4 protein-coding genes are annotated in these 3,644 nt (G+C 74.9%); 3 read left to right on the forward strand and 1 reads right to left on the reverse strand.

Going from position 1 to position 3,644, the window contains the following annotated elements; all coding sequences use genetic code 11:
- The first annotated feature begins 20 nt into the window (after window positions 1-20).
- Genes ABWK99_RS14650 through ABWK99_RS14660 form a run of 3 tightly spaced genes read left to right on the forward strand, consistent with a single transcriptional unit; the run spans window position 21 to window position 3,308 of the window.
- Window positions 21-1,424 carry a radical SAM protein gene (locus ABWK99_RS14650; RefSeq protein WP_372595436.1) on the forward strand — a complete coding sequence of 468 codons (1,404 nt, stop codon included), beginning with the start codon at window positions 21-23 and terminating at the stop codon, window positions 1,422-1,424.
- 49 nt (window positions 1,425-1,473) lie between these two features.
- Window positions 1,474-2,595: an ADP-ribosylglycohydrolase family protein gene (locus tag ABWK99_RS14655; protein ID WP_372595437.1), complete on the forward strand. Its 1,122-nt coding sequence runs from the start codon at window positions 1,474-1,476 to the stop codon at window positions 2,593-2,595.
- The gene (locus ABWK99_RS14660) at window positions 2,568-3,308 is read left to right on the forward strand and encodes a histidine phosphatase family protein (RefSeq protein ID WP_372595438.1); all 741 of its coding nucleotides are present in this window, start codon (window positions 2,568-2,570) and stop codon (window positions 3,306-3,308) included. Before ABWK99_RS14655 ends, ABWK99_RS14660 begins: the two co-directional genes overlap by 28 nt.
- 134 nt (window positions 3,309-3,442) lie before the next feature.
- On the opposite strand, the gene ABWK99_RS14665 is transcribed toward ABWK99_RS14660, so the two are convergent.
- On the reverse strand, window positions 3,443-3,644 hold a 202-nt coding region (locus ABWK99_RS14665; protein ID WP_372595439.1), incomplete at its 5' end, for a hypothetical protein.

The raw sequence follows: 3,644 nt of genomic DNA on the forward strand, positions 1-3,644 counted from the left end.
AGCCGCGGGACGATCGGGGCATGAGCGGCACCGGTGCCCCGCTTCGAGGCGCAGCGAGCGCCGTCGGCCGGCTGGACGCGCCGGCCGGGGCGTACGTGCACGTCCCGTTCTGCGCGTGGATCTGCCCGTTCTGCCCCTACAACAAGGTGCGGGCGGACCCCGATCTCGCCGAGCGGTACTTCGCCGCCCTCGCCCGCGAGGTCGACAGCATCGAGACCGCCCACCGTCGCCGCTTCGGCAGGTCCTTCGACTCCGTCTACGTCGGCGGCGGCACCCCGACGCTCTACCCCGACGCGCTCGGGGACCTGCTCGAGCGCCTGCCGACCTCCGGCGACCGTGCCGTGGAGGTGCTCCCCACCCACGGCACGCCGGAGGGTCTCGACCGGCTCGCCGCCGCCGGCTTCACCGCTGTGAGCATCGGGGCCCAGTCCTTCCACGACGAGGTGCTGCGGCACCTGGGCAGGCCGCACGACGCCGAGGCTGCGAGGTCCGCGATGGAGTCGGCGATCGGGCGCTTCGACTGCGTCGACGTGGACCTCATCGTCGACGTCGCGCTCGAGTCCGCCGGCGAGGACTCCGTCGCCCCGCCGGGTGCCTTCCTGTCCGACGTCGAGGCCTGCTTCGACGCGGGGGTCGACCAGCTCTCCACCTACCCGCTGATGCGATTCGGCTACACACCCTTCGGGAGGGCTCCGCACCTGCGAGCGCGTGAGCACGCGGTGCTCAGGCAGGTGACCGGTCTGGCACGCAGGATGGGCTACGAGCGCCGCTCGGTCTGGACCTTCAACCGGGCAGGAGCCCCGGCGTACACCTCGATCACCCGTCGCCGGTTCCTGGGCATGGGTGCGGGCGCGAGCTCGGTGACCGGACGCGACTTCCTGGTCAACCACTTCGGCCTCAGGAGCTACCTCGCGGCGGTAGACGCCGACCACCTCCCGCTCGCCCGCCTCCTGCACCTGGGCCGATGGGGCGGCGCCGCCTACGACGCCTTCTGGCAGGCGTACGCGGGGGGCCTGAGCCCGACGACGCTCGCCGACGCGTACGGCAGGCCGGTGGGCGCCCTGGCGCGCGCCGCCCTCGAGCCCGCCCGGTGGGCCGGCCTGCTGCGCAGCGCCGAGGGTGACCTCCGGCTCACCGCTCGGGGTCTCGACGCCTTCCATGACCTCGAGCGAGCGGTGACCTACCAGCTCATCGAGCCGCTCTGGGCCGAGATGCTCCAGGAGCATGCCGCCGAGGGCGACGACACCGCACCCTCGTGCCCGCCCCGCGCGTCGTGCCGACCCGTCGGAACCGCTCACGAGGCGGCGGGACCGGCGCCCGGCAGCGCGTGGGTGAGACAAGGAGCCGGCAGGTCCGGTCGGCTCTGGCGGCTGACGCGCCGGTGGGCGGAGCGGGAGCCGGACTGGTCCGGGTCGCCCGGTTGATCAGCTGTCGGCCGTTCCGTCGACCGACGCGACATGGGACCATGGTCCTATGCAGGTGTTGAACCGGGTTCGTGGCCTCGTCGTCGGGTACTGCCTCGGCGATGCTCTTGCCCGGTCACCGGAGCCGGGGCGCGGACTGCTCATGGCAGGCACACCCAGCCTGCTCTTCCTCGCCGGCGTCGAAGGACTCGTCCGCGGCCTCGTGCGGGAGGAGGTCACCGGCCGGACGGGGGCGATCCCCGAGTGCTCCTGGCACGCCACCGCCCGGTGGGCCTCGCGCACCCGCCAGGGCACGCTCCCTGGGGTGCGCCGCTGGGCCGAGTCGGCCGCTCCGCACCGATGGCCCGACGGCTGGCTCTCCGACCTGGCCCTCTTCGCGGACGGCCGGGGCTCGGCACCTGCGGTCGAGGCGGCCCTGGAGCAGGAGGACCCCGACCACCGCCCCGGTCACTCCACCGGGGACAGCGCCGGCGACCTCGTCCTGTCGCGCACCCTTCCGGTCGCCCTGCTGGCGCTGACCGACCCGGGCGGGCTCGACGCCCACCCCACCGGCCCGGGACGCCCGCTCGACCCGAGCCTCGACCGGCACCTCAGCGGCGTCGCGAGGGACGTCGCCGCCTACACGCACGGCCTCGAGGCTCAGGTCGTGGCCGTGTCCCTCGCCCGCGCGCTGGCCTCCAGCCTGGCCACCGGCCAGGTCACCGGGCTGACCGGCCTCGACGTGGTCGACGAGACCTACGCCGAGGTCCCCCAGCAGCGCGATGTCGCCGGGGCGCGAACGGCCCTCGAGGCCCTCGCCGCGCAGAGCATCCCGTACCCGCCCATCACCGAGCTCGCCCTGCAGGGTGTGCCCTCCGGCCCGAGGACGGCGCTGCGCGCCACGGCGGAGGGACTGCGATGCGCGCTCATGCACCCGGGGCGCGACGAGGTGTCCAAGGCGGTCCGCGAAGCGGTCGAGACAGGGCAGCCGGCCGCCGCGGCGATCGCCGGCGCGCTCGTCGGCGCCGCGCACGGGCTGGACGCCCTGGGTGTGGACGCGGTCGCGCGACTGGACGTCGGCCACGTCGCCGACCAGCTGGCGATGGACGTCTACACCCAGCTCACCGCTCCGCCGACCGCGCGGGAGAGCGCTACGGTCGATGCATGGTTGCACCGCTACCCGGCCTGGTGACCGACGACACGTCCGCGCACGAGCCCGGCCCGCGCCTCCTGCTCGTCCGCCACGGGGAGACGAGCAGCAACGTCGGCGGCCTGCTCGACACGGCCGAGCCGGGCGCCGATCTCACCGCACTCGGCCGCAGCCAGGCCGAGTCGCTCGTGGACCGGCTCGCGGGCACCGCGATCGACACGCTCCTGGTCTCACCGCTGGCCAGGACCCGCCAGACGGCCGCCCCCCTCGCCCGGGCCCGCGGGCTGGGGACCACCGTCGACGCCCGCCTCCGCGAGATCTCCGCCGGCGAGCTCGAGATGCGCGGGGACGCGGAGGCGATGCGCGAGTACCTCAGCACTCTTCTCGCGTGGGTCCGCGGCGACCTCGACGCGCAGCTGCCCGGAGGGGAGACCGGGCGGGCGGCGTTCGCCCGCTTCGACGCCGCCGTGACGGCGGCCGTGGCCGCCGGTGCGCGGGACGTGACCGTGGTCAGCCACGGCGCGATGATCCGGACCTGGTGCGCGGTGCGCGCCGACGTCCCGTTCGGCGTGTTCGCCGCGCACCCCGTCCCGAACACCGGGATCGTCGCGCTGGAGCGCGCGGCCGCAGGCTGGCGGGTGACGTCGTGGGTGGGCCGGGCCCTCGACGAGCTGGACCGGGCGGCCGAGGTCGACCCGAGCGCACTGACCCCCGACGTCGTCGTGCACGGGCTGCACCGCGCCGCGGCCGACTAGCCATCCACATACCCCCAGGGGTATGCTCCCGCCGTACCCGCAGCCCATTCGAGGAGAAGTCATGTGCAGTCCCGCTCGTTGCTCGTCCTGCGGCAAGGTCACCTGGGCCGGTTGCGGCCAGCACGTCGCCTCGGTCATGGCCAACGTGCCGACCGCGCAGCAGTGCACGTGCCGCTGAGGACGACCACCCGGCGCGCCTCGTCGGGCTTGAGGGTGACGCGCTCGGTGGCGAACGGCCCCTGGCCCACGGCGAACTCGACGTCCACCGCGACGGGCTCGGCCAGCGGCGGAGCGTTCGGCGGCGCGCGCCGGCGAATCGTCGCGGACACGGTGACG

This window comes from Actinotalea sp. (genome assembly GCF_041597215.1).
Lineage (GTDB): Bacteria > Actinomycetota > Actinomycetes > Actinomycetales > Cellulomonadaceae > Actinotalea.